The sequence below is a fragment of the Myxococcus sp. NMCA1 genome (genome assembly GCF_026810205.1).
GTDB classification, from domain to species: Bacteria; Myxococcota; Myxococcia; order Myxococcales; family Myxococcaceae; genus Myxococcus; species Myxococcus xanthus_A.
Genome location: NZ_CP113950.1, coordinates 5,762,068 through 5,785,482 on the forward strand (window position 1 = coordinate 5,762,068; position 23,415 = coordinate 5,785,482).

The following is a 23,415-nucleotide window of genomic DNA, read 5'->3' on the forward strand; positions in this document are numbered from 1 at the left end:
CCGGCCGTGCTCACGAAGACTCTAGCCATGCATCTGACACCGAGCGGCGCACGTCCGCGGAAGGCCCGCTGACGGCATGGCATTTTCAAGCAGGCACGTCGTCACACACCCTGCCCGGGTCTTCAGTCTCATCTGGCTGGGTCAGCTCATCTCGTCACTGGGGACGGGGCTCACCCAGTTCTCGGTGGGTGTCTTCGTCTACCAGAACAGTGACTCCGTCACGGAGTACTCACTGGCGTCCTTCTTCGGGTTCCTCCCGATGGTGCTGCTCGCCCCCGTCGCCGGCTCCATGGTGGACCGCAGCAACCGCCAGCGGGTGATGTTGCTGGCGGACCTGGGCGCGATGATGGCGATTGGTTTGATGTGGTGCCTTGTCGCGGCAGACCGCGCCGGACTGTGGGCCCTTCAAAACTGGCACTTCTATCCGCCCCTGGCGCTGAGCGCCGCCTTCAGCACCTTCCGCATCCTGGCCTTCTCCACGACCACGCCCCTGCTGGTCTCCAAGCAGAACCTGGGCCGGGCCAACGGCATGGTGGAACTGGCCATGAGCGCGGGCCAGCTTCTGGGCCCCGCGATGGCGGGCGTGCTGGTGGTGAGCATTGGCTTGCAAGGCGTGTTGCTCATCGACCTGGCGACCTTCCTCTTCGCGGTGGCCACGCTGCTGAGCGTGCGCATCCCCCAGCCCGAACTGGCTGCCGAGCAGACCGAGGCCAGGAAGTCGCTGTGGACGGACATCGCGCTGGGCTGGCGCTTCATCCGCGAGCGCCCCGGCCTCCTGGGCCTGCTGGCCTTCAGCTCCGCCGTCAACCTGTTCTCCGTGCTGGTGACGGTGCTCATCACCCCGCTGGTGTTGAGCTTCACGGACCCGACGACGCTGGGGCTGGTCGTCTCCTGCTCCGGCGTCGGCATGGTGGCGGGCGGAATCACCATGGGCGTCTGGGGAGGCCCGAAGCGGCGCATCCGGGGCGTGTTGGGCGCGGAGCTCGTCGCGGGCCTGGCCTTGTTGGCGGCGGCGCTCCCCGCCAGCGTATTCCTCGTCGCGTGCGCCGCCTTCGTGTTCATGTTCACCGCCCCCGTGGCCATGGGCTGCTCACAGGCCATCTGGCAGAGCAAGGTGCCCCCCGCCATCCAGGGGCGTGTATTCGCCACGCGCCGGATGCTCGCCCTGATTGCCCCGCCCGTCGCGGCGCTGCTCGCGGGCCCGTTGACGGACAAGCTCTTCGACCCCTGGATGGCGCAGGGCGGCGCCCTGGCCAGCACCTTCGGCCAGGTGCTGGGCACCGGGCCGGGCCGCGGCATTGCCCTGCTCTACGTCTTCCTGGGCTTGATGCTGGCGGGCAGCGTCCTGCTGACCTGGTCCTCTCCGCGCGTGCGGGGCGTGGAAGACGAGCTCCCAGACGCGCTGCTGCCCCAGGCCGTCCCCGCCGCTCAACAGCAAGCCTGAGCCACCGCGGCGCGTCCGCTGGTCAACGCTTCGCGCTCGGCGAGCCTGTCCTGTTATTCCTGCTTTACTGATTGCCGTACAGTCCTTGCAGCTCCGGCTCCCCGGAGCCAAGGCCTCCGCCCGCCCCAGGTGTGGAGCGCCCGAGAAACCCTCGACCGCAAGGAGCACAAGCATGTCCGGCAAGTTCGTGTCACGCAGTCTGGCCCTGCTGGGAATCTGTGGGGGCCTGAGCGCCCTGGGAGGCTGTGGCGACGCCGAGCCAGCGCCCGCCGCCCTCGAAGCAGTGGGCCAGGTGGAAGGCGCCGCCATTGTCGACACCATCACCGAAGGCACCTACGTCATCCGCTCGGTGATGACGAACAAGTGCATCGACGTCGCCTCGTCGAGCACGGCGGACGGCGCCAAGGTGCAGCAATGGGATTGCAACGGCACCAATGCGCAGCGCTTCCGCGTCACGCCCACGTCCGGGGGCTACTTCAGCATGATCAACGTGAACAGCAACAAGGCGCTCGACATCAAGGAGGCGAGCACCGCGGCGAACGCGCTGGTCCACCAGTGGGGTTATGGCGGCGGAGCGAACCAGCAGTTCCGCTTCGTGAAGGAAGTGGGCAGCGAGTTCAGCATCCGCGCGCGTCACACCGACATGGCCATTGACGTGTACTGGGGCAACACGGCCAACGGCACGGAGCTGGTGCAGTACCCCTACGAGCAGCGCACGAACCAGCGCTGGACGTTCGACCGCATCGACGGTGGCGGTGGCAACCCCGGCACGGGGCTGGCCGCCATCCTGAGCGAGTCCACGTTCAACGCCATGTTCCCGAACCGGAACCCCTTCTACACGTACAGCAGCCTCATCGCCGCCGCGAGCACCTTCCCGGCCTTCGCCAACACGGGCTCGCTGGAGACGCGCAAGCGCGAGGTGGCGGCCTTCTTCGCCAACACGGCCCATGAGACGGGCAACTACGTGTACGTGGAGGAGATCAATCGCGGTGACTACTGCGGCGCATGGGGTCCGCCGGGCTGCTACTGCGTCGCGGGCAAGAAGTACTACGGACGCGGGCCCATCCAGCTGTCCTGGAACGGCAACTACTGCGCCGCCGGCACCGCGCTGGGGCTGCCGCTGCACACCAACCCGGACCTGTTGGCCCAGGACGCCAACGCCGCGTGGCGCTCCGCGTTCTGGTTCTGGACCACGCAGGCCGGCGCCGGAACCATGTCCGCGCACCGCGCCATGGTCGACGGCCGCGGCTTCGGTGAGACCATCCGCACCATCAATGGCTCGCTGGAGTGCAATGGTGGCAACCCCGGCCAGGTGCAGAGCCGCATCAACAACTATCAGCGCTTCACCGGCATGCTGGGCGTGAGCCCTGGCGACAACCTGGGCTGCTGAGACGCGTCACCGAGGTGGGGATGGATCGCACCTCCACCTCACGCCTCACGCCGAACGCCGGGCGGCCTCATGCTCCAGGCCGCCCGGCTCCAGCACCTCGCCCTGGCAGCACCCGCGTCCGGAACCGGGCAGCCCCCTGCCCCGTCTCCCGAAGGAACGCGCTGCCGCGCCTGACGGCGCTCCCCGCCTCAGCCGCACTCCCGGAACGTCCCCCCCGAGCCGCCCTGGGGTGCACCGGACAACGCCAGCATCCGCCCTGAAGAGTGCATTGGAGGGATGGGTCTGTCTTTACCACCCGGGTGGTATGGGCAACGCGCGCCAGAACTCCTGAACAGTCCGTGTCTCGCGAAGCCCCCGCTCCGCGCCGCCCGGAATAGCAGGAGACCACGCAGTGCATCACGACATCAGACGCTGAAGCAGGGTGCCTTGGCAGACGCCGAGTCCGCGACGACCTGCGCCGTTGGCAAATCTGACTCACCCAAGCCAGCGAACGGAGCCCAGGTGCATTGGCTCCACTGTCTGCATTACCGTCCATGAACATACCACCCGGGAGGTACAGACACGCGGTGCGCCCGCCATGAACCATTTGGGTGGCGCAGGTGCATGTTTCCGTCGAACTCGCCAGTGCGGCTCCGAAAGAGCACATGCGCGCACGTAGTTGGGCGCGCCAATGGAACCTTCCGATGAGGAGTCAGGATGGAAAATCCAAAACGAGACGAGGAAATCGCGTTGCATGCGCGCATCCTCCAACGAGAGTCAGTGGCGACCTCGGAAGCGTTTGCGGCCCTCGCCGACCCCATCATCGGGGCCGTGAAGCGCGCCCGCGGCTGCACCTACGAAGATGCCCGTGACGCCACTATCGACGTGTTGATCGACTACTTCGAGGCGCCCGAGCGCTTCGACCCTCAGCGGGGTCGCCTGTTCTCCTACCTGACCCAGTCCGCGAAGAACACGGTCACTGACTGGCAGCGCTCGGCGACGAGGCGCCAGGTGCGTGAAGAAAAGTTCGGCGCCCTTGTCGAACTTCCAGGGTGGTCTCCGAAAGTCAGTTTGGAGCAATCCGCGGAGGTGAAGCGAATCGTGGAACGCATCGAACAATCCGACCTTTGCCCGGTGGACCGCGCGTTCCTCGAACTCATGCTCCAAGGGGAACGGTCGACCCAGGAGTTTGCCGAAGTGCTGGGCCTGCGCGCACTCCCCGCAGTCGACATCCAGCGCGAAGTGAAGCGCAACCGTGACCGCATCATGAAGTGGCTGGTGCGCTTTGGAAGGGAGGTTTTCGGTGACGAATCCTGATTGGCTTGAGAGTGCGGCCAGGCGGAGCACAGAGAAAGCCTGGATGCTTGGCCATGTGTTCGAGCGCTACCTCGCGATTGAAGGCATCACCACCACTGACCTCGCGAACCAGCTGGGTTGCTCGCTGGAAGAGCTCCACTGGATGTCCCTCTGCCGACGTCCCGTTGGTGCTTCTTTCGCAACGCAGACCATCGCGGTCGCTCACCGCTTCGCGGTCAACGAGCGGGTCCTGGTCCGAGTGCTTCGACACGTCGAGGTCATCGACGCGCTGACATCCGATACCGAAGGCGAGGCGGTGACCGGCGCCAGTCGCATCCAAATCGCGGCCAGAGACCGCATTCATGACGATGAGGACACCCCATGATGGGTCGTTGGCTGGATGAGGCCATGGCCATCAGCGGGCTCCAGGCATGCACTTCCTATCCGCGCGACCTGGCCGTAGAAGCCCCATACCAGCTGTCCGTGGAGACGGTGCCCATCCCCAAGCTCACGACAGCGCACGTGGCGGAGTGGACATCGAAGCGGAAGGTTCCGCATCCCATCTCCGACACCGACCGGGAAATATACGGGTGCATGGTCGCCTGGAAAGGGAGTGCCCTGCTCTTCCACGATACGGGTGACTCGGAGGATGAACAGCGATTCACCGTGGCACATGAGGTCGCGCACTTCGTGCTCGACCACGTGATTCCCCGCGAGCGAGCCCTGCGCCACTTCGGAGAAGGAATCCTCCCCGTCCTCGACGGAAAGCGAGACGCAAGCCTGGAGGAAAGACTGTCCTCGGTTTTCGGACAGGTCCCCCTGGGTGTCCAGGTCAAGCTCATGGATAGGAACCCGTCCGGGCACCTTGCCTCTGGAGCCATTGCGGAAGCCGAACGGCGAGCAGACCGGCTGGCGCTCGAGTTCCTCGCGCCAGCAGAGCTCGTGCGGCGGATGCTCCGTATCACCCCAGGAGAAGACGGCGTACCGCGGGTGGCCAGCCGCTTCGGTCTCCCTGAAGACAAGGCCAGGGGCTATGCCCGCGCGCTCATGCGACAGGAGCGCGCCCAGCGATTCTCCATCATCGAATTTCTTGGCGAAGACAGGAGCTAGGCATGGCGGGTGGTTTTCACGCCGAAGACGGAGCGGACCTCGTCGGTGACGACGACTTCTTCGACGCGTTTGGAGAGGATCTGCTGACGACGCTCAACCTCGACACATGGTCGCAGGGGCTCGACCTGGAGAGCGTCATGGCACGGTTCCGAAAGGAAATCGCCAATGCCGTGGACAAGGAGGGCGTCGTGAAGAAGATCATCCGGCAACAAGTCCTCCCGAAAATCTCCGCGAACTCTCGCGGTGGTGCCAAAGAGGCTGGAGTCTACAGGGCCACACCCGAAGAATTGGCCACGGTCCATCAGAGCCTGCTCTTCTCTGGGAAGGTGGAGGCCGTCAACAGCATCTCGACGAGCCACGAGAGCCTGCCAATTGGAATCACCCAGATTGGAATCGCCGCTGTGGGTTACGGAGGGACGAGCGGAACATTTTCTCAGCGACTGTTCCGGAAGGAGATGTCGGACCAGCGTTCCAATCCAGTTCAAGAGGCACTCGCGTGCATCGACCAGCGGATGGACCGGTCGGCCAGTCCTCGCGAGAAGTCGCTTTCCAAACTGGCTCGCCGCGGCATCAAGACCTACGCCGAACGGGCCGTGCTCGTGGACAAGTCCGAGGCGGAGTGGCGTATCGGGCATGGCAATCCATGCTCTTACGAACTCATCACGGGTTCGGGCTACATGAGCCTCCTGCGCGCATCCATCACTGTGCTCAGGCGCCTCATTCTCCAGCAGAAGAAGTTCGTGTTCGTGCCAAGCACGCTCGAGGAGCGGGGCATTCTGACCATTGGTCATGCGCTCCAGGCTGGCGAGTACGTCATCTTCGAAACGCTCGAACGCTATGGGAGGCGGGTCATCGAGCAATGGAAGTACGGGGACCGCAGCCAGAACCTCGCGGCGAAGTTCGTGCAGGAATGCTGCCCCGAAGTCATCTCCGGTGTGTTTCGCGCATCTGAGCGAACCCCTCCCCGCTCATTCTATGCGCATCGCGACCACGTCCACCTCGCGGCGCGAGTCGCCATGGCGGACAGCATCCTCCGACCCGATCGGGGATTCCCCATGCTGCTCGATGTCGCGGAAGCGTCGTGCCGGAGCGCCTTCGGTGAGGATGGATTCATGGGCCTCGTGCATGACGCCTATGCCCAGGCAGGAGCCAACCTCGAGTTCTTCAACGAGCACACCAAGCGCCATTAGGCCAGGGGGACCATGAACATGGCTGACGACGGCAGGGGGCAGCGCGCGCCGGGTGCCGGGACTTTCCGGGGGCAATCCGCCGCTTCAGGACAGGCTGGGACCCGGTCTGGTGACGTGTCGGAGGATCCAGGCAATTGGGGCGATCCACCGCCCGGCCACCCCGCGGCAGGAAATGGACCGTTCAGGCCAGGGGCGAGGCCCACCAACGGGCCCACACGCCCCGCCCCCATGCCGGGCCTGGGCGTTGGCCGGCCGCCGCCCGAGAAGAATGGTCAGCACCGCGCTGTCCCCGCGGCGGCAGCACCTGTCATGAATGGCAAGGCCCCTGGGCCCGTGTCCCCGCGGGAGCCTGACGGTGAGGTCGTTCGACCGACCCCAACGAAGACGCTGAACGAGCTCGACGAACTCAGGAACCAGGCCCATACCGGTCCCCAGGTGGATCCAGAGCTGGCAGCGGCGGTGGGTTTCACCCACTTCGACGTCACATCCAGCCAGGACAACCTCATCACCGTGCTGCTCACGCGTGAGGATTTGCACCTGCTCGCGTCCCAGACGCTGGTCCGAGTGAGGTCGAGGGAGGACAACCGCGCCTACCTGGGCGTCGTCGTGCGGGGCCCCTTCGCGGAACCGAACGCGGTGCCCGCCAACTCCACCATGGCCATTGGCGTGGTCACCCACGGCAAGAAGCTGGCGTACACATTCGACTATCACGGGCGTGCGGAGATTGAGATTGTCGGAGAGGAGGTCGAAGGCACGCTGAAGCCTCCCCGCTTCCGGCCCCGGCCGCAGAGCCCCGTCTTCCTGCTCGACGAGGCGGAGAGCGCTCGCGTGCTGGGCGTCGGCGGCGACATGTGCCTGGGGCTGGTGGTCGGGTACGAAAAGATGGAGGCCCGGCTCAATCCCCGGGACAAATCCATCCTTCCACGCCACACGGGCATCATCGGAACGACGGGCGGCGGCAAGTCCACCACGGTGGCCACGCTCATCCACCGAGCCCAGGCGGATGGCATCGCGACCATCGTCTTCGACGTGGAGGGTGAATACACGCACGTGGACCAGCCCACGGACCATGCCGCCATGCTCGAGGCGCTCAAACGGCGAGGCCAGCGTCCGCAGGGCGTCAAGGACTTGCACATCCACCACCTCACCGGGCGCGACAGCCTCAATCCGCGACACCGGAACAAGCACTCGTTCTCGCTCAAGTTCTCCAGCCTGTCGCCGTACGCGCTCGCCGAGATTCTCGACATGTCGGACGCACAGCAGGAGCGGTTCCTCAAGGCCTACGACGTCACCAAGCTCTTGCTCGAAGACTTCAACATCTACCCGCAGACGGAAGAAGAGCGCCGCCAGGTCCTCGACGTGGACGAGTTGTCCACGGGCTTTCCCCACATGACCATCGACCACGTGCTGGACGTGGTCAGCGCGTACATCTACAGCCTCAGTGACGAAGGCAAGTCGGAGACGCGCGGTAAATCACGTGCCACCCCTCGGAAGCAGGCGTCCCTTCTCGAAGAGAACGACGACGCGGAGGCCGACCCGGACGTCACCGCCAAGGCGCCATCGCGCGGACTGATGCTGCGCACCGAGTTCAAGAGCAACTTCGGCCGGGTCATGGCGCGCGTCATGGCCCAGAGCAGCCGGCACGAAATCAGCTGGAAGGCCCTGGCCAGCAAACTCCACCGACTGCGGCGCCTGGGCATCTTCGACGTGGGTAGCGAGCAAGGCGTGGCCTATGAGTCCATGCTCACGCCCGGGCGCGTTTCCGTCATCGACCTGTCGGACACGGACTCACCGCAGCTCAACAACCTGGTCATCGCAGACATCCTGCGAGGCCTCCAGGAAGCGCAGGAGCGACGCTACGAGCGGGCCAACGCGAAGGACCAATCGGTCACGCCGGTCCTCATCATCATCGAAGAGGCCCACGAGTTCCTCTCCGCGAACCGCATTGCCCAGATGCCCGTGCTCTTCGAGCAGGTGGCGAAGATTGCCAAGCGGGGCCGCAAGCGCTGGATGGGGCTCGTCTTCGTCACCCAGCTTCCGCAGCACCTGCCCAACGAGGTGCTGGGCCTCATCAACAACTTCGTCATCCACAAGATCGCCGACAGCTCTGTCATCTCGCGCATGCAGAAAACCGCGGGCAGCATCGACGAGAGCCTCTGGAACCGGGTGTCGCGGTTGGCCCCCGGTCAGGCGCTGGTGTCGTTCAGCAACTTCACCCGGCCGCTGATGGTCGCGGTGGACCCCGCACCGGTGAAACGGCTGCTGGTGGAGTGACACGCGCCCCGCGTTTCATCCCCCTGACACCTTGGGTGCGGGGGGACTGGACGCGAGGGCCAGCCCTGGCCAGATAGCGGACATGAACCGACGCATGAAGGCCGCGCTCGCGGTCGTGGCCCCGCTGCTCCTCCCGGCATGCAGCGGAACCTCCGACGATGACGGCGATGCCTGCGCACAGGTGCGGGTGTTCGCTCGGCCTGCATCGGGCGACGCCGAGTGCCGGAGCTTCGCGACGCCGTGCGACGTGCCGCAGGGGTACGTCGAATGCTGCGGTGGGTTCCATGGCGATTGCGTGTCGACGGGGACACGATGCGTGGATGACCCGCTGGATGCCTGCTCGCCTGGCTCGGGAGCCAAGGACTGCCCCGGCATCTGCCAGTGACGCCGGGCGAGGGAGACTACGCCTTCTTGTTCTTCTCGCCGGAGGACCTCGACGCGTCCTGCCCCTCCCTCTTCCGGTAGCCCCAGGTGGAGCTCCACATGCCGGGCCCAGTGAAAATCACGGTGATGAGCGTCATCACCGCTGCGCCAATCAGAATCTCGATCACCATGCCGCGCACTCCCCTCCGCACAAACTGTCCGTACGGTAATCTCGAAACCCACCGCCGTGCGTTGTCATGTCGTAACGCTCAGCAGGAAGCAATGCGCGTGAGATAAGGACGCCTCCTAGCGACGCTGCGCCCCGCCTGCCTGCCCGCGCCAGGGCCGCGATGGGGTAGTCTCACGGCCCCATGTCACGCCCCCTTCCTCCTGCGTCGCGGGACCGCAACCGCCTCCGCGCCGCTGCCCTGCTGGCCGCCCTCTTGTCGCTGTCCGCCTGCGAGGGGCGTGGAACACCACCGGGGCCGGATGAACCGTGTGTCGGGGCTGCCTGTGTACCGCAGCAACCGCCCGACACCGCGCTCGAAGGCAGCGTGCGCATCGCGGCCTTCAACGTGCAGCGGCTCTTTGACACGGTGTGCGACTCCAGTGAGTGCGGCGGCAGCAACTACGAGGCGCTGCCCACCCCCTCCGAGCTCGGCCTCCAGGCGGACCGGCTCGCGTCCGCCATCTCGCGACTGAACGCCGACGTGGTGCTGTTGGCGGAGGTGGAAACCCAGGCCTCGCTCGACGCGCTCACGTCACGGCTCCCCCGCTTCGGCTATTCAGAACTGGGCGAGACGGGCGCACCGGCGTCCGTGGACGTGGCCGTCCTCTCCGTTCACCCCATCACCGACGTCCGCGGGCATCGGGAACGCACGCTGTGGCGCCCGGATGGCTCCGCCACCCGGTTCTCCCGCGAGTTGCTGGAGGTCCACCTGGACGTGGACGGGAAGAAGGTCATCGTCTTCTCCGCGCACTTCCGCTCCAAGTCCAACGACGACGCCGGGCGCCGCTTCGCCGAGGCCGTGGCGACGCGGGACGTCGTCGCGGGCGCGGCCCAGGCGGCTCCAGACGCGCTGGTCATCCTTGGGGGAGACCTCAACGACGTACCGGGCTCGGAGCCCATCACCGCGCTGGAGCGCGACGGCGCGCTGCTGCGCGTCTCCAGCGACCGGCCGGACAGCGAGACGTGGACGTATGCCTACCGCGGCGACCTCCAGGCCATCGACCACCTGTACCTGGCGCGCGGCGGGGGCTCGTATGTGCCCGGCTCGTTCCGCACGGCGAGGGACCCACGGGGCGGCTATGGCGGGTCAGACCACGCCGCCGTGTACGCGGACTTCCTGCCCGCGCCCTGAGGCCGGCTCAGGCCGTCGCGGGAATGGCCTGGATGTCGAGCTCGAGATCGATCTTCTCGCTGACGAGCCAGCCGCCATTGTCGAGCGTCTTGTTCCAGCGGATGCCGTAGTCGGTGCGGTTGATGGTGGTGCGCGCCGAGTAGATGAGCCGCGAGTTGCCCCACGGGTCCCTCGACGTGCCGATGTGCCGGGCGTCGAAGGCCACGGGCTGCGTCACGTTGCGGATGGTGAGGTCACCCAGGAGACGGAAGCTGGCGCCGCCCGCGGGTTCGACCTTGGTGCCGCGGAAGGTGAGCCGGGGCGCGGCCTCGGCATCCAGGAAGTCTGGAGAACGCAGGTGCGCGTCCCGGTCTGTCGAGCCGGTGTAGATGCTCGCCGTTTCCACGGTCATCTCGACTTCACCCTGAGTGGGCTGCTCGGGATTCACACGGAGGATTCCGGAGAAGCGCTCGAAGCGACCGTGGACCCGCGCCACCACCATGTGGCGCGCGACGAAGAGGATGGACGAGTGAGAAGCGTCGATGTTCCAGGTGCTGACAGACATGGGAGGGCGCTCGGCGGATGAGGGGGCGGGGAAAAACCGGTGCGCGCCGGGGGGCGCAAGCTGACCCTGCCTAGATAATGACCCACTCATTGAAACTCCATGCACACGGTGTGACGAAGCCGGATGCACGAGGAGCCGCGCGCGAAACACGACAGTCTGGAACTTGCGATGGTTCCGTCTCATCCTTCCGCTTGAGCCCGTGTTGCGGGGAGTGGAGTGGACGTTCCTGCATCGCTCGCGTCGGAGGCCCTCGACCCAGCCCAGCCCCACCGGAACCCGCGTACCCCCAACTTCAAGTCGCTGTCATTTTGCGTGAAGCCTGAAATGGGGGGATTCTGCTTTCACGGTCAGGCCGGGGGGAGCCGTACCATGTGACAGATGCTCCTTGCCGCACCGTGGCCACGCCGCCTCGTCTTGGAGCCACGTCATCGCATGCGGATCGCTGTCATCGCCACGTACACGCACCCCACCCGGCTGCGCCTCAAAGAGCCCTCCATCATGCAGTCCTCCGTGCCGGAGCTCATCGCCGGCCTGTGCCCCCCGCACGCGGAGGTGGAGATCTTCAACGAGAAGGAGTGCGACATCCCGATGGACCGCCACTGGGACCTCGTCTTCTTCTCCTATCTGCACTCCTTCTACGAGCACACCAAGGTGCTCTCCACCCTCTTCCGACAGCGCGGCATGACGACGGTCGCCGGCGGCCGTCACGCCAGCTACTTCCCGGACGACGCCCAGCAGTACTTCGACGCCGTCATCACCGGCGAGCCCGAGGCCAACGTGCCCGCGCTCATCGAGGACTTCGAGAAGGGCCAGCTCCAGCCGCGCTACCAGCGCCCGCCACTGGGCCCCGCCGCCATCCGGCCCTACCGCTACGACCTCATCGACTTCACCCACAACAAGCTGCGCCTGCCGGGCATCGAGGCCTCACGCGGCTGCCCCTTCTCCTGCAACTTCTGCGTCCTCACCGGCAATGAGCGCTACCGCTATCGCCCCGTCGCCCACGTCATCGACGAAATCCAGCAGCACATGCACTGGAACCCCAACTTCATGGGGCTGATGGATAACGCCTTCGTATTCCTCGACAACAACCTCGGTGGCTCACCGAAATACCTGCGCGAGCTGTGCGAGGCCCTCATCCCGCTCAAGAAGACGTGGGGCTGCGCCCTCACCTTCAACGTCCTCAAGGACGAGTCGCTGGTGAAGCTGATGGCCAAGGCGGGCTGCCGCTACGTCTACACCGGCCTGGAGTCCCTCAACCCCGACTCCATCAAGGCCATGAACAAGGGCCAGAACAAGCTGAGCGAAGTGGACGCCGTCATCCGCCGCGTCTTCTCCGCCGGCATCCTGTTGTCCTTCGGCCTCATCGTGGGCTCGGACGGAGACACCAACGCGTACCTGGAGAAGCTCCCCGAGTACCTCTCCGACCTCCAGTACTTCTCCGTCACCTTCCTGGGCATCGTCTGTCCCTACCCGGAGACGCCCTTCTTCCGCGAGCTCCAGGCAGAGAACCGACTGCTGCCGGGCACCTTGAGCCGCGACTACGACGGCTACACGCTCTGCCACCGTCCCAAGAACCTGGACACATCGGAGGTGGTGGAGCACTTCCACCGGCTCTGCGCGCAGCTCGGCAGCCTGCCGAACATCGCCCGCCACTACTGGTCCAAGCTCACGATGAGCGACATGCCCCGGTACAAGCAGACCATCCTCTTCTCCGGGCCCGAAATCGTGAGCATCCGAAACCCGGTGAGGAACACGGCACGGCGCTACATCGCCGGGCAGGACGCCTTGGAGTACTGGGACACGCAGCAGATGGCCCAGCTTGGCCTTCAGCCGCAGCGGCTCACGTGAGCGCCGCCGCCAGCATCGGCGCCGTATCCTGAGGACCGGACTCCAGCCGCTCCACCCGCCGCAGCTCCGCCTGCGCATCGATGGCGGTGAAGATGTCACGCGCGCGGGCGAGCAACGCCGTGCGCCTGTGAGGCAACGCCGCCGCCGCGTCCAGGTAGCCCACGCCCGTCTCCCAGCGGTTGGGCGTGGCCTCCAGCACCTTGAGCGCGCGGTCGAACAACGGCTCCGCGGCCTTCGCGCCCCGCTCGAGCGCCTTCGCACGCGCCATCACCCGCATGGCCGGGCCGCGCAGGTACGGATAGAGCGCCCCCAACGCTCGCGCCTTGAGCGCGCAGCGGCGGTAGAGGGCCCACAGCTGCTCGCGCGGCACGGAGACGGCCCCCTGCTCCAGCGCGAAGAGCGCGCCCTCCGCCGCGTCCACGAGTCCAATCTGGAGGAAGGGCACCAGCACGTGGTAGCGCCACAGCGCCTCGTCGGCGCGCACCGCCATCAGCGCCGCTTCCTCCACCTGGTGCTCGCGCACCGCCACGTTGACCAGGTGATTCAGGCTGGCGCACTGGTTGGCCAGGTCCTGTACGTCGATGCTGATGCGCAGGCCTTCCTCCAGCTCCGCGCACAGCTCGCCCACGTCCCCGTCGCCACGCAGGTAGCGGCACATGGGGACCCACGCGTGCGACCACCCCTGATGCATCAACGCGTTGAGTTCCACCCCCACGCGGCCCATCTCAAGGTACGCACGCTCCGCATCCTCGAAGCGCGAGGCCATGAACTGGCTGGTGGCCAGCATCATCAGGCCCGTCTGCACCTCCCACATGTCCCCCACCTGCCGCAGCAGCGCCACCGCCTGCTCGCCGTACTCCGTGGCGCGGGCCTGCGCGTTGGTGAAGATGGACTGCGTGGCCAGCCGGCTCAGCGCCACGCCCTCCGCCGCCGTATCCCGTGAGCGCCGCGCATGCTCCAGCGCGCGCTGGCACCAGTACCCCGAGCGCCCCACCATCCCCGAGCCGAACAGCAGCGAGCCGTAGTAGCTGGTCGCCAGGCTCAGGCCGTACTCACTGCGCGAGCGCTCCGCCATCGTCGTGGCCACCAGCGTGGCCCAGGTGAGCTTCCCGATGTCCGCGAAGTAGTAGATTTTGATGAGCGAGATGAGCGTGGACAGCTGCTTCAAGTACAGCGGCAGCCGCGCGCCCAGTGGCCGCACCAGCCAGGGGAACAGGCCGTAGAGCAGGTGCAGCCCCATGGCCAGCACCGAGCGCAGCACCAGCGCCGCCATGCTCCGCGGCATCGTGCGCCCCATGAGCTCCAGCGCCGTCTCCAGCTCCTGGATGGCGCGCTTCGACTCGCCCTTCTCCTGGTGGGCCCGGCCCAGGCCCAGGTGAATCTCCGCGCGGCGCGGCACCTGCTCCTCGTCCGCCAGGCACTGCTCGAACATGAGGATGGCGCCCGCGTAGTTGCCCGCGTTGAGCAGCGTCTCCGCCAACTCCTTCATCACGACGTGCGTCTTGCGCAGGACCTCCTCCGGGTCCAACGCCACGGTGCCACCCAGAATCTCCATGGCCCGGTTGTAGTGGTGGACGGCGTCGTCGTTGGCGTACTGCTCGCGCGCGCTGCGCGCCGCCATCAGCGTGTACTCCAGGCCCTTCACCTCGTCGTTTCCCGCCAGCGAGTGGTAGGCCAGGATTCCCGCCGACTTGACGGGGTTGTCCCCGGCGCGGGCCTCGATGAAGCGCGCCATGCGCCGGTGCAGGTCCTCGCGCGCGGACACCAGCAGCGTGGTGTACGCCACGTCGCGGATGACGATGTGCTTGAAGATGCAGGTGAAGGGCTCTTCCAGTTCCAGGAGGATGAGCCCCAGCCGCGTCAGCGTGTCGATGGCCTCGCGAATCCGCTCCGGGGACACCGAGCCGGGCGCCAGCGCGGCCACCGCCTCCAGCGTGAAGATGCGGCCCACCACGGAGGCCACGCGCACCACCAGCTTCTCCGTCTCCGTGAGCAGGTCGATGCGCGCCAGCACCACATCCTGGATGGAGTCCGGCAGCTCCAGCCCCTGCAGGCTGCGCTTGAGCTCCAACCGCTCCGCGCCCGGCGCCACCGGTCCCAGGTAGCCCTTCTCCACCATGCCCTGGACGATGGACTCGGTGAAGAACGGGTTGCCCTGCACCTTGGCCAGCAGCAGGTCCTCCAGCGCCGTGTCCGGCGTCTCCATGCGCAGGTGCAGCCGCAGCAGCGCCCGCGTGTCCTCGTCATCCAGGCTGGACAAGTCCAACCATCGCAGCCCGGGCAGCCCCTTGAGGCTCTTGAGGTGCACGCCCGGCCGCATCGTCACCAGCAGCGTCACCCGCAGCGGGGACAGCCGCGCGGCGACGTACTCGATGAGGTCGACGGAGATGTTGTCGGCCCAGTGCAGGTCCTCGAAGAAGAGCAGCACCGGCGCCTGGCGCGACAGCTTCTCCAGGAGCTGGAGGATGATCTGGAAGAGCTTCTGATTCTTCCGCCGGGCATCCAGGTCGCGCGTGAGGGACGACTCCTCCACGTGCAGCCCCAGGATGCCCGCGAGCACGGGTATCCATTCCGGTCCCGTGTCCTCCAGGCCCGCGAAGCCCTGGCGCAGCCGGGACAGCTGCGTCTCCACGTCGTCGCCTTCGTGCAGGCCGAAGAGCTGGACCAGCACCTCCTTCCACGGGAAGAAGGGCGTGAACATCTCGTACGAGTAGCAGATGCCGTAGAGGCTGTGGGCCCCCCGCGCCTCCGCCACCTCCACCACCTTCGCGCCCAGCCGCGACTTGCCGATGCCCGCTTCGCCCGACACCACGCAGATGCGGCCGTGGCCCTCCAGCGATTCGTCGACGGCCTGGCGCAGCGCCTCCACCTCGCGCTGCCGGCCGACGATGTCTCCCTTGCCCTTGAGGAACAGGCTGCGGCGCACCTCCGCCGACAGCCGGTATACAGGCACCGCGCGTGACACGCCCTTGAGCCGCGCATCCTCCACGAACTCGGTGTCGAAGCCGCCCTGGTGCAGCTTGCGCTCCGTCTGCGCGTCGATGTGGATGCCGCTGCCCTGCCCGTGTGTCATCAGGCGGGCGGCCATGTTCACCACCTCGCCGAGCGCGGAGTACCCCTTGCGCCAGGGCGAGCCCATGTCGCCGAAGTAGGCCGGACCGGTGGCGATACCAATCTGCAGCGATGAGACGAAGGGGAACGACTCCCGCTCCCGCATCAGCTTGCACGCGAGCCGGCAGGCCAGCACCTCCTTGCTCTGCAAGGCCGTGGGCGCGCCGAAGATGACGTAGAGGACGTTCCCCTTGTCGGTGAAGTCCGTCATCAGCAACACGCCGCCGTGGTGTGCGCTCTCCCGCTGGACGTATTCGTAGAAGGCGTTCAGCTCGCGGGTGAAGTCCTCCGGCCGTGCGGACGCACGTTGGCTGTCGAAGCGGAGGAAGAAGCAGGTGACGTCGCGGAAGTCGCCGCTGAACTCCTGGTGCGCCGTCGTGATTTTCGTGAAGAGCACCGGGTGCAGCAGCAGCGAGCACCGGGCCACCATCTCCGGCCCCGAGGGCAACACGAAGCCGGGCGCTGGAGGCACGCGCAACGGCGCGGTGGGCGCCAGGCGGTACGCGTTGCCGCGGGCCTCGCCTTGACGGGCCGGCTCCGGCAGCAGGGCCCACGCCTCCGGGCTGAGCAGCACCTCCCCCACCGTGGCCCGCTTCTCAGCCGCCACCGCCTGCGCCAGCGGCTGGCCGATGAGCGCGGGGTGCATCCACATGCCCGTGGCGCCCAGCACCACCCGGTGGGCTTCGCCGAACCCGATGCCGATGCGCGACGACACGCTGAAGCGCTGGCCCAGCAGCTCCAACTGCGCGAAGCGGGACAGCCGCTGCTGGACGTCCAACGCACACCGGGCCGCGCGCTGCACCGCGCCGCTGGCGTCCACGCCCGGCTCCACCTCGAAGCAGGCCAGGATGGAGTCACCGGCGAACTGGTAGATGTCGCCGCCGTGGTCCTTCACGACGTCGATCATCTCCGTGTAGTAGCTCGTCAGGAGCCGCTGGAGCGCATCGATGCCCCGGGGCCCGGCGCCGCTCAGGCTGACGACGATGGGCGTGAAGCCCGCGATGTCCAGGAGCAGGATGGCGCCTCGCACCGGCTCCACGAGCGGCAGCGCATGCGCCTCCGTGCGCTCCAGACGCCGGAGCACGGCGCCGGGGATGTAGGGCGCCAACGTCGCGAGGATGGGGTCGATGTCCACCGGAGACATGGCCGTGCGCTCAGCTCAGGGCGTTGAAGCGGATCCACATGGCCAGCACGCCTACCACCGCATAGAAGCCAATCTCCACCGTCTCCGACACCGGCTGTGCCTTCTTCAGCGCGCCCCAGGTATGGACGACCACCATTCCCGCACACACCCAGCCGATGAGGTCGAAGATGGCGGGGCCTGGCCGTGACACGAAACGGGCCGCCGTGAGGATGATGGCCAGCGCCACCGCGCCCAGGCAGCGCCCGAAGTACACCGTGAGGTGATTGTTCCCCTCCGGCAGCCGCCACCCGAACCAGCGCGCCCACGTCAGGGGCATCAGCAGCAGGGGAATCGCGAAGACGACCAGGAAGAGCGTCCCGGCGATGACGAGAAACCAGCTGGCGAGCGGATGGTCGGGACTGATCATGATGGCGCACTCGAGACGACGCGGCCCGCCCTGCCTGGGTGGCCCCCGCCCATTCCCCCGAGTGCATCATCCTAGACGTTTTCCAGCGGCTACGGCACGGCCAGGCGGAGCGGATCACGCACCGCGGCCCGGAGGAACTCGGCCACCCGCTCCAGGGAGTCCGTCCGCTCCAGCTCCGCTGGGAAGCGCCGGAACGACTCCGGCGGTCCGTAGAGGATGACCGGCTTGCCATAACGCAGGGCCAGGGCCGCCTCGGCCACCGTGCCCGCGCCCCCGGGCAGTGACACCAGGGCGTGTGGCGTGAGCACGTTGATGTGATTGCGGCTGAGCGGATCCGTCCCCTGCTCTCCGCTGAGCGGCAGGTGCGTGTAGATGGGCAGCTCCACGTTGGGATTGGGGTAGCCCGAGCGGGGCCGGTACTCGCCGCCCTCCACCGTGCCTGGGACGATGCCAATGGAGATGCCGTGCCGGTACTCCACCTGGACGAAGGCATCCGCCGCCGTCCGCATCACCCCGCTGCCCGCGCCCGTGAGCAGGTCGAAGCCCGCCTCGGCGATCCACCGGACCAGCGGGATGACCCGCTCCGCGTGGTCCTCCTTGCCAGAACCGAAGACACCGATGATCCGCCGTGGCCTGCGCATGGGCTCTGCTCCTTCCCCCGGTATGACGGGCCCGTCCTCCAGCTTGTTCCAACCGCGCGCCGTATTCCTCTCACGACGGTTCATTGCCCCACATTCCCCCCGCCGGGCGTTCACCGATGGAAGCCTTCACACGTGGAGCGTGACGGATCGGACGCTTCACCTGTCAGACCCCCTCTCTACCTTCATCGGCATGCGACTGGAGGTCGTCCATGTTCGACAGTTGTGGAGGATGTGAGCGCCGCGGAAGCGCTGGTGAAGTGTTCGACTGGTGCGCCCACTGCGAGCTGTCCCTGTGCCCCCGCTGCATGGAGCGCGGCTGCTGCGACAATGAGCCCGCCGAGTCCGGCCGCTCGGCGCCCCGGTGCCTGCCGGAGCCTCCCGAGGACGACGAGGCCACGGCCCTTCCTGAGCACTTCGGCGGCCGGTGCTGCACCCGCGCCCGCGCCGTGGCGTGCTCCTGCGCCTTCCACTGGGTTTGCGCTCACCACGGCGATCAGCACATCGGCACGCATGACTGACGTTCCCGTTGTCCGCTGGGAACGGATCTCCAGGTGCTGGGCTCGACACATCCGGCCATGCCCGGAAAGTGACGTTTCACCTGGTATTTTCCGGGCAGGCACGATTGCTCAGTTCCTGAGAGGATGTGAGTATGCGTGTGAGACAGATTCTGTGTCTCACCCCCACCTTGCGCCCCTCCGAGGAGCCTCCCGTGAGTCCCCCCTTCGCGCGTCCCCGCGAGCTGGCTGTCACCGTGGAGACGTCGCGACCCGCCGCGCTGCCCTCGCACGCCATCGAAGTCGACGTGGGGGTGGCCCTGCCTGTCGCGTTCGGTGGGCTGAGAAAGGTCCTTCGCGCGTGTGAAGCCGCCGCGCCCCAGGTCGTGCACACCCTGTCCCGCGCCCATCCCTCCGAATGGAACCGGTTGTTTCCCGGCGCCATCGACGGCGTGCCGGACCTCGGCGACCTGGCGCTGACGCCCTCCGAGCGCCGCCTCCACCGCGAGTCGGAGCAGATGTTCTGGGTCCTCAACGTGGCCGCGAAGGCCATCGTGGAGACGCTGCGCGTCAGCGGCCGGCCCCTGGTGCTCCATGGCGCGGGTGAATGTGACCTGGTGAGCCTGCGCGCGGTGATGAGGGCGGCCGAGTGGAGCCGCTTGGAAGGGCTGGATGGGACCCTGTTGTTCACCGGGTGGAACGTGCGCCGGCCCCATGGTGCGGAGTCCTTCGAGTCCCGGCGGCAGGCCTACCTGGATGCGCTGTGCGACCGGATGCGTGCGCCCCGCGTGCCGACGCCCGGTCCGGTGTCATCGCGCGCGCTGGAGGCGCCGGTGGACCTGGAGGGGCGTTATCTCCAGGTCGCCGTGGACGAGGCCCAGGCGCCCGAGACACGGGTGGCCGCCGCCATCCTCGCCATCCGGAGCTGCTTCTTCACCACCAACTACGAAGGCGCCATGCTGGCCGCCGAGCAGGGGCTGGCGGTGCTGGAGGCGAACGCGGACGCGGCGTTGGCATCTCGCGTGGTCCAGGCATGGGAGACGCTGGACACGGGCTTCGCCACGCCCGCCATCGAGATTGACCGCGCCAGCCTGGGTGACGTCGAGGAGCTGAAGGCCCTGTTCGCTCGCAGCATGGGCGTGGTCCATGTCTATACCGGCGCGCACGACGCTGCGATGGAGGCATTTGGGCGAGGGCTGGCATGCCGGATTCCTCCCGAGCTGGTGGCGCGGCTGCACATGTTCCGCGCGCTCACCCTGACGAAGCGCTTCGGACAGCTTCCCAACGCGCGGACGGAGGTGGCCGCGGGGCTGGCCGCGCTGGAGCGCAGCACATCGCCGGACCGGGCGCTCCAGGAGGGCTGGCTGCGCAATGTCTGCGCGCTGACGTGGTTTCAGGAGCGCAAGCTGGACAAGGCGCTGGTGGAGGAGAAGCAGGCCATGCGCTGCGTGGGGGACTTGCACGACGCGAGCGCCACGCACCTGAAAATCAACCTCATCTCCAACGCCAGCTATCTGCAGGAGACGGCGCGGCAGTTCGGTGATGCCATCTCCACATGGCGCCGGTTCGAGAAGATCAGCGAGAGCTGGGGCGTGAACTTCGCCAAGCACCACCGCTACCGGCTGGCGGGGCTGGAGCTGGCCGCTGGCGAGCGTGACGCGGCGGTGACCCACTTCACCGAGGCGTTCGCCAACGCCGATGCGCTGGGTGACTCGTTCCACCGGCAGGTGATTGCCGCGGAGCTGGGACGCTTGTTCCTGGACGAGCAGCAACCCGCTGTCGCCGTGGACTGGTTCGCTCGCGCGGAGGAGCATGCGCGCGCCATTGGGGACCCGCTGAAGACGGCGGAGAGCCTGGCCGGGCAGGCCGTGGCGGCTGGACGCACGGACTGGTCGGAGGCGGTGCGGTGCGCGGGGGTGAGCACGACGTGGCCGAAGCAGACCGAGGCGCTGAAGGCCGCGCTCGCACAGGGTGATGCGAAGGCAGTGCACGAGGTGCTGCCTCGCGCCCGGACGAAGCTCAACCGCCCGTTCGACCCGGTGAACCTGTACTGACGTCCCGCTGGGGCGCGGCGGCAAGGCGCCTTGGCTCGGACGTGTACCCCGCCGGCGCGAATCAGCGCATCCGTGAGCGCCGAGAACCTGCTCAGCGCGTTGTGAGCAGCGGACCGCCGGTGATACGCGCGGGCGCGAACGGCTCGGCGGCGGCGCAATGGCCGTGCGCCACGAGCTCCGCGAGCAAGGCACCGGTATACGCACCGGTCAGGATGCCCTGGCCGCCCAGCCCCGTGGCGACGTAGGTGCGCCGGGTGCCGGGATGACGGCCGATGTACGGGTGGCCATCCGGCGTCGCGGCACGCAGCCCCGCCCATGCGCGGACGAACCGGGCGTCACGCAGTCGCGGGGCCAGCTTCGCGACGGTGGCACTGAGGTGCAGCAGGCCCGCGGGCGTCACCTGCTCCACGAAGCCCGCGTCCTCCTCCGTCGCGCCCACGACGATTTCGCCCGAGCGCCACGGCGCCAGGTACGAGGGCCCCGAGACGACGCGCGTCAGGTGCAATCCCGGCTGGTGCACCACCAGCATCTGCCCACGCACGGGCTTCAACGGCAACGAAGGCAACCCCTCCACGCCTGCCGACCAGGGCCCCGCGCACACGAGCAACCGGTCCGCCCGGAGCGTCTCCCCTTCCGTCTGGACCTCGATTCCCGTGGAGGATTCGGAAACGGAGCGCGCGGCCACACCCAGCCGCAACTGCACGCCCACGTGGGCAGCGGCCTTCAGGAGCGCGTCGACGTAACCATCCGTGTCCACGAGGTGGCCCTGGTCCGTCTCGAAGGCACCGAACAGCGGCGTGCCTTCCAGCGCGGGCTCGAGCGACACCAGGCTCGCGGCGTCCCGCCAGGTGCCCAGTCCTTCCGCGTCCGCCACCGCTTTCGCCGCCAGCGCATCGCGCGCCTTCGCGTCCGCGACGATGCGGAGGATGCCATTGCCTCGGCGAAGCTGGTCGCCGCCCGGAAGCGACGCCAGGTCTTCCGCCAGCGTGCCGCGGCCCGCCCGGGCGAACGCCAGCATCACCGGGTCATCGAACAGCCGCACGGACGGAATGGCGACTCCGGCGGCGGCGCGCGAGCCCCGGCCTCCCGGATCCACGGCGTCCAGCACCGTGACGCTCGCGCCCAAAGCAGAAAGCCGGCGCGCGGCCGAAAGGCCCACGACACCGGCTCCGAGAATCAAGATGTCGGCGCCAGGCGTCATTTCACCTGAGACGCTTGGCGATGACGTGAAAGCCACCATCCACGTAGATGAAGCCGTGCCGCTCGGCGCGCTTCACCACCGCGTCCAACTGGGTGTAGCCCACCAGCACTTGGAACCCGAGCCTCGTGGACTCCTCACTGATGGCGGCCACCACGAGGTCAACGGCGGCGCTTCGCTCTTCCTTGGACAGCCCCGGCGCGGCCACCAGGGTTTCAATCATGGCCAGCGAGCTGTCGGTCCGGTAGAGAAACCCCGCCGCCTTGCCAGGAATGATGAAGCCCGTCTGAGGAAGCGTCTCTGGCGTGACGGCATCGTTCCAGAACTGCAGCCACTCTTGCACTTGAGCGAAGTGCAGCTCTGGAACGTAGAGGATGGGCGTCATCCGGCGATGCTATTACGAAACCAGGAACTGCGACATGCGCTGCGCGGACAGCTCGGCCGCGTTCTTCATGCCCAGCTGGCTCAGGCCCGTCTTCGCCGTGTTCTTCAGCAGGTCGCCCACCACGTCGGTGACCTTGCTCTTGCCCGTGGCCAGATTCAGCGCGCTGCTCACCAGGCTGTTGCCGCCCGCGCCGTCCATGAGGAACTTGCTGGCGAACTTGCCCACTGTGTTCTTCAAGGCGCCGCCACCCGGAATCAGGTCCGTCGCCGCGCCCATGAGCGCCTGGAGCGGGTTCTTGCCCTGGATGAGGCCGCTGGCGAAGCCCATCGCCGCGCCCAGCAGCGGGTTGACCGCGGAGACGAACGGCTTGACGACGTTCAGCACCTTGCCAACGATTCCCTTGAGACCGCCCATGGTAGTTCCCCTTGAGAGGATGGCTGCGGTGCAGCCATCAAGTGCGTCTGATGTGAGAATTGTCGGGGGACGGGCATATTTGTTTCCCTGTTACCCGAAAAAACCGGACGCCACTCAAAAGCCCATTTGAATTCAGGGACTTAGCGCAGGGACAAGGCACCGAGGATTCCGGGAAATGCTCCCCGGGCCGGGTCCACCGCCGATCAATTCTTGTCGGTGGAGGGCTTCTTGCCCTCCGCGGCGTGCAGATCGCTGGCGGACGTCCCCTTGCGGCTCTCGGGAGCGCCCGTCTGCGCCGCGTCGGATGCGAGCGCCGACTTGTAGCGAGCGTCCGCGTCCTGGTCGCTGAAGCCGTCCCGCTGATGCGCCCGGCTGATGACGACGCGGCCGTCGACGATGTCCTGCAGGTGCCCCTGAAGCTCCTCGATGGTGGGCACGTTGGGGTCCTTGGCCTTCAGCTCCTCGTCGGGGACGATCTCGATCTGGGGCGGCTTCTCCGGGTTGAGGGCATAGTCGATGATTTTCTCGACGTACTCCTCGACGGGCACCTTGAGCAGACGGGCCTGCTCCTTCACGTCCGCGTCGGCCAGCAGCTCCGCGCGAACCTCCTCCACCGGCCGCTTCAGCTTCTTGACGGGGGGAGCGACGACGTTTTCACCGGACATTGACTGTCTCCTCAAAAGGACCCGAAATCCTGGCAAGGCGGGAAGCACCTCCAGGCCGGGGAAGGGACCATTCTGGTAACCGATGCGCCCCGGTTGTCAAAGGG

At 67.2% G+C, this 23,415-nt stretch carries 21 protein-coding genes; 12 read left to right on the forward strand and 9 right to left on the reverse strand.

Going from position 1 to position 23,415, the window contains the following annotated elements; all coding sequences use genetic code 11:
- Positions 1–76: 76 nt before the first annotated feature.
- From OZ403_RS23450 to OZ403_RS23485, 8 genes are all read left to right on the forward strand, one after another.
- Entirely contained in the window at positions 77–1,444 is a 1,368-nt protein-coding gene (locus OZ403_RS23450; protein WP_268781792.1) for an MFS transporter, read from the forward strand.
- 172 nt (positions 1,445–1,616) lie between these two features.
- Positions 1,617–2,834 carry a glycoside hydrolase family 19 protein gene (locus OZ403_RS23455; protein WP_268781793.1) on the forward strand — a complete coding sequence of 406 codons (1,218 nt, stop codon included), beginning with the start codon at positions 1,617–1,619 and terminating at the stop codon, positions 2,832–2,834.
- Between the two features lie 696 nt (positions 2,835–3,530).
- Positions 3,531–4,130, forward strand: coding sequence for an RNA polymerase sigma factor (locus OZ403_RS23460; protein WP_268781794.1), 600 nt, complete (start codon positions 3,531–3,533; stop codon positions 4,128–4,130).
- A gap of 43 nt (positions 4,131–4,173) precedes the next feature.
- Positions 4,174–4,494, forward strand: a complete 321-nt coding sequence (locus OZ403_RS23465; protein WP_140793233.1) for a hypothetical protein — start codon at positions 4,174–4,176, stop codon at positions 4,492–4,494.
- A gap of 107 nt (positions 4,495–4,601) precedes the next feature.
- A complete protein-coding gene (locus OZ403_RS23470) occupies positions 4,602–5,219 on the forward strand; it encodes an ImmA/IrrE family metallo-endopeptidase (protein WP_268781795.1) in 618 nt (205 codons plus the stop codon).
- Between the two features lie 2 nt (positions 5,220–5,221).
- Positions 5,222–6,409: a hypothetical protein gene (locus tag OZ403_RS23475; RefSeq protein WP_140793237.1), complete on the forward strand. Its 1,188-nt coding sequence runs from the start codon at positions 5,222–5,224 to the stop codon at positions 6,407–6,409.
- A gap of 12 nt (positions 6,410–6,421) precedes the next feature.
- The gene (locus OZ403_RS23480; protein WP_140793239.1) at positions 6,422–8,683 is read left to right on the forward strand and encodes an ATP-binding protein; all 2,262 of its coding nucleotides are present in this window, start codon (positions 6,422–6,424) and stop codon (positions 8,681–8,683) included.
- A gap of 82 nt (positions 8,684–8,765) precedes the next feature.
- Positions 8,766–9,068 (forward strand): hypothetical protein, encoded by a 303-nt coding sequence (locus OZ403_RS23485; RefSeq protein ID WP_140799011.1) that lies wholly within the window; start codon positions 8,766–8,768, stop codon positions 9,066–9,068.
- A gap of 16 nt (positions 9,069–9,084) precedes the next feature.
- Here the strand turns inward: OZ403_RS23485 and OZ403_RS23490 are convergent, their stop codons facing one another.
- Complete coding sequence (locus OZ403_RS23490; protein WP_162520984.1) at positions 9,085–9,237, reverse strand: hypothetical protein; 153 nt, start codon at positions 9,235–9,237, stop codon at positions 9,085–9,087.
- A gap of 180 nt (positions 9,238–9,417) precedes the next feature.
- On the opposite strand from OZ403_RS23490, the gene OZ403_RS23495 reads away from it, so the two are divergent.
- The gene (locus OZ403_RS23495) at positions 9,418–10,407 is read left to right on the forward strand and encodes an endonuclease/exonuclease/phosphatase family protein (protein ID WP_268781796.1); all 990 of its coding nucleotides are present in this window, start codon (positions 9,418–9,420) and stop codon (positions 10,405–10,407) included.
- A gap of 7 nt (positions 10,408–10,414) precedes the next feature.
- Here the strand turns inward: OZ403_RS23495 and OZ403_RS23500 are convergent, their stop codons facing one another.
- A complete protein-coding gene (locus OZ403_RS23500) occupies positions 10,415–10,951 on the reverse strand; it encodes a YceI family protein (protein ID WP_140793244.1) in 537 nt (178 codons plus the stop codon).
- Positions 10,952–11,383: 432 nt separating this feature from the next.
- Between OZ403_RS23500 and OZ403_RS23505 the strand changes: the two genes are divergently transcribed.
- Positions 11,384–12,799 carry a B12-binding domain-containing radical SAM protein gene (locus OZ403_RS23505; RefSeq protein ID WP_268781797.1) on the forward strand — a complete coding sequence of 472 codons (1,416 nt, stop codon included), beginning with the start codon at positions 11,384–11,386 and terminating at the stop codon, positions 12,797–12,799.
- Here the strand turns inward: OZ403_RS23505 and OZ403_RS23510 are convergent.
- From OZ403_RS23510 to OZ403_RS23520, 3 genes are all read right to left on the reverse strand, one after another.
- Positions 12,792–17,054 carry an AAA family ATPase gene (locus OZ403_RS23510; RefSeq protein WP_268781798.1) on the reverse strand — a complete coding sequence of 1,421 codons (4,263 nt, stop codon included), beginning with the start codon at positions 17,052–17,054 and terminating at the stop codon, positions 12,792–12,794. The genes OZ403_RS23505 and OZ403_RS23510 overlap by 8 nt on opposite strands.
- 10 nt (positions 17,055–17,064) lie before the next feature.
- Entirely contained in the window at positions 17,065–17,460 is a 396-nt protein-coding gene (locus OZ403_RS23515; RefSeq protein ID WP_140793249.1) for a hypothetical protein, read from the reverse strand.
- A gap of 89 nt (positions 17,461–17,549) precedes the next feature.
- Positions 17,550–18,101, reverse strand: a complete 552-nt coding sequence (locus OZ403_RS23520) for a molybdenum cofactor carrier protein (protein WP_140793250.1) — start codon at positions 18,099–18,101, stop codon at positions 17,550–17,552.
- Positions 18,102–18,310: 209 nt separating this feature from the next.
- Between OZ403_RS23520 and OZ403_RS23525 the strand changes: the two genes are divergently transcribed.
- Complete coding sequence (locus tag OZ403_RS23525; protein WP_140793252.1) at positions 18,311–18,619, forward strand: hypothetical protein; 309 nt, start codon at positions 18,311–18,313, stop codon at positions 18,617–18,619.
- A gap of 191 nt (positions 18,620–18,810) precedes the next feature.
- The gene (locus OZ403_RS23530) at positions 18,811–20,649 is read left to right on the forward strand and encodes a tetratricopeptide repeat protein (protein ID WP_268781799.1); all 1,839 of its coding nucleotides are present in this window, start codon (positions 18,811–18,813) and stop codon (positions 20,647–20,649) included.
- A gap of 91 nt (positions 20,650–20,740) precedes the next feature.
- Here OZ403_RS23530 and OZ403_RS23535 read toward each other — a convergent pair whose 3' ends face one another.
- The 4 genes from OZ403_RS23535 to OZ403_RS23550 form a co-directional block, all read right to left on the reverse strand.
- Entirely contained in the window at positions 20,741–21,808 is a 1,068-nt protein-coding gene (locus OZ403_RS23535) for an NAD(P)/FAD-dependent oxidoreductase (protein ID WP_237080575.1), read from the reverse strand.
- Positions 21,809–21,851: 43 nt separating this feature from the next.
- Positions 21,852–22,232: a hypothetical protein gene (locus tag OZ403_RS23540; protein ID WP_011554546.1), complete on the reverse strand. Its 381-nt coding sequence runs from the start codon at positions 22,230–22,232 to the stop codon at positions 21,852–21,854.
- 12 nt (positions 22,233–22,244) lie between these two features.
- Positions 22,245–22,646, reverse strand: coding sequence for a hypothetical protein (locus tag OZ403_RS23545; protein ID WP_140793257.1), 402 nt, complete (start codon positions 22,644–22,646; stop codon positions 22,245–22,247).
- 203 nt (positions 22,647–22,849) lie between these two features.
- On the reverse strand, positions 22,850–23,311 hold the full coding sequence (locus OZ403_RS23550) for a hypothetical protein (protein WP_174258870.1): 462 nt from the start codon (positions 23,309–23,311) through the stop codon (positions 22,850–22,852).
- Between the last annotated feature and the right edge of the window lie 104 nt (positions 23,312–23,415).

What these genes read in the sequence shown, in the direction of transcription:
- OZ403_RS23450 (WP_268781792.1), top strand. Translation starts at nt 77, where the DNA reads ATGGCATTTTCAAGCAGGCACGTCGTCACACACCCTGCCCGGGTCTTC.
- OZ403_RS23455 (WP_268781793.1), top strand. Translation starts at nt 1,617, where the DNA reads ATGTCCGGCAAGTTCGTGTCACGCAGTCTGGCCCTGCTGGGAATCTGT.
- OZ403_RS23460 (WP_268781794.1), top strand. Translation starts at nt 3,531, where the DNA reads ATGGAAAATCCAAAACGAGACGAGGAAATCGCGTTGCATGCGCGCATC.
- OZ403_RS23465 (WP_140793233.1), top strand. Translation starts at nt 4,174, where the DNA reads ATGCTTGGCCATGTGTTCGAGCGCTACCTCGCGATTGAAGGCATCACC.
- OZ403_RS23475 (WP_140793237.1), top strand. Translation starts at nt 5,222, where the DNA reads ATGGCGGGTGGTTTTCACGCCGAAGACGGAGCGGACCTCGTCGGTGAC.
- OZ403_RS23480 (WP_140793239.1), top strand. Translation starts at nt 6,422, where the DNA reads ATGAACATGGCTGACGACGGCAGGGGGCAGCGCGCGCCGGGTGCCGGG.
- OZ403_RS23485 (WP_140799011.1), top strand. Translation starts at nt 8,766, where the DNA reads ATGAACCGACGCATGAAGGCCGCGCTCGCGGTCGTGGCCCCGCTGCTC.
- OZ403_RS23490 (WP_162520984.1), bottom strand. Translation starts at nt 9,237, where the DNA reads ATGGTGATCGAGATTCTGATTGGCGCAGCGGTGATGACGCTCATCACC.
- OZ403_RS23495 (WP_268781796.1), top strand. Translation starts at nt 9,418, where the DNA reads ATGTCACGCCCCCTTCCTCCTGCGTCGCGGGACCGCAACCGCCTCCGC.
- OZ403_RS23500 (WP_140793244.1), bottom strand. Translation starts at nt 10,951, where the DNA reads ATGTCTGTCAGCACCTGGAACATCGACGCTTCTCACTCGTCCATCCTC.
- OZ403_RS23505 (WP_268781797.1), top strand. Translation starts at nt 11,384, where the DNA reads ATGCGGATCGCTGTCATCGCCACGTACACGCACCCCACCCGGCTGCGC.
- OZ403_RS23510 (WP_268781798.1), bottom strand. Translation starts at nt 17,054, where the DNA reads ATGTCTCCGGTGGACATCGACCCCATCCTCGCGACGTTGGCGCCCTAC.
- OZ403_RS23515 (WP_140793249.1), bottom strand. Translation starts at nt 17,460, where the DNA reads ATGATCAGTCCCGACCATCCGCTCGCCAGCTGGTTTCTCGTCATCGCC.
- OZ403_RS23520 (WP_140793250.1), bottom strand. Translation starts at nt 18,101, where the DNA reads ATGCGCAGGCCACGGCGGATCATCGGTGTCTTCGGTTCTGGCAAGGAG.
- OZ403_RS23525 (WP_140793252.1), top strand. Translation starts at nt 18,311, where the DNA reads ATGTTCGACAGTTGTGGAGGATGTGAGCGCCGCGGAAGCGCTGGTGAA.
- OZ403_RS23540 (WP_011554546.1), bottom strand. Translation starts at nt 22,232, where the DNA reads ATGACGCCCATCCTCTACGTTCCAGAGCTGCACTTCGCTCAAGTGCAA.
- OZ403_RS23545 (WP_140793257.1), bottom strand. Translation starts at nt 22,646, where the DNA reads ATGGGCGGTCTCAAGGGAATCGTTGGCAAGGTGCTGAACGTCGTCAAG.
- OZ403_RS23550 (WP_174258870.1), bottom strand. Translation starts at nt 23,311, where the DNA reads ATGTCCGGTGAAAACGTCGTCGCTCCCCCCGTCAAGAAGCTGAAGCGG.